1 protein-coding gene is annotated in these 987 nt (G+C 69.0%); it reads left to right on the forward strand.

From position 1 onward, the window contains the following. Positions 1-987, forward strand: a 987-nt coding sequence (locus tag BST27_RS30560) for an acyltransferase domain-containing protein (RefSeq protein ID WP_139805506.1), incomplete at both ends; no start/stop codon positions are given.

Raw genomic sequence — 987 nt, forward strand, 5'->3', positions numbered from 1 at the left:
GTCGTCGTGCTGCTCAAGCGACTCGAGGACGCCCAGCGCGACGGGGACCGCATCCTGGCGGTGATCCGCGGCACGGCGTCCAACCAGGACGGTCGCACGGTCAACATCGTCACCCCGTCGCAGCCGGCGCAGGTCGAGGCGTACCGGGCGGCGTTGGCCGCAGCGGATGTAGACCCGACCACCGTCGGCATGGTGGAGGCGCACGGCACCGGTACCCCGGTGGGCGACCCGATCGAGTACGCGGGTCTGGCCGAGGTTTACGGCACCGATGGCCCCTGCGCGCTGGGATCGGTGAAGACCAACTTCGGGCACACCCAGTCGACCGCTGGCGCGCTGGGCCTGATGAAGGCGGTTCTCGCCGTGCAGCACGGCGTGGTTCCGCGGACTCTGCACTTCAACGAGATGCCCGCCGAAATGGCGGAGATCGAAACGAATCTCTTTGTGGCACAAGAGGTCACACCGTTCCCCGAGGTCGCTGCCGACGGGGTTCGGCGGGCCGCGGTGTCCTCGTATGGCATGTCGGGCACCAACGTGCACGCCATCGTGGAGCAGGCGCCCGAAGCCCCCGAAGCGCCAGGTGACTCCTCGGCCGATGCGGGGGCCGGCCTAGACGGCAAATTGGTGTTCCCGGTGTCGGGCAGTTCGGAGGAGGCGCTGCGGCAAACCGCTGGGCGGCTCGCCGATTGGGTCGACGCACAGGGGTCCGACTTCGTGCTCCGGGATCTGGCCTACACGCTGGCCCTTCGGCGGGCACACCGGCAGGTGCGCACCGTTGTGTTGGCCAGCACGCCCGAAGAACTGTCCAGTGCACTGCTGGAAATCGCCAATGGCGACACCCCGTATCCGCCGGCGGTCGGTCAGGACGACAAGGGCCCGGTGTGGGTGTTCTCCGGGCAGGGTTCGCAGTGGACCCGCATGGGCGCGGACCTGCTGGCCAACGAGCCGGTGTTCGCCGCGACCATCGCCGAGATCGAGCCGCTGATCGCC

This window comes from Mycobacterium intermedium (assembly GCF_002086275.1).
Taxonomy (GTDB): Bacteria; Actinomycetota; Actinomycetes; order Mycobacteriales; family Mycobacteriaceae; genus Mycobacterium; species Mycobacterium intermedium.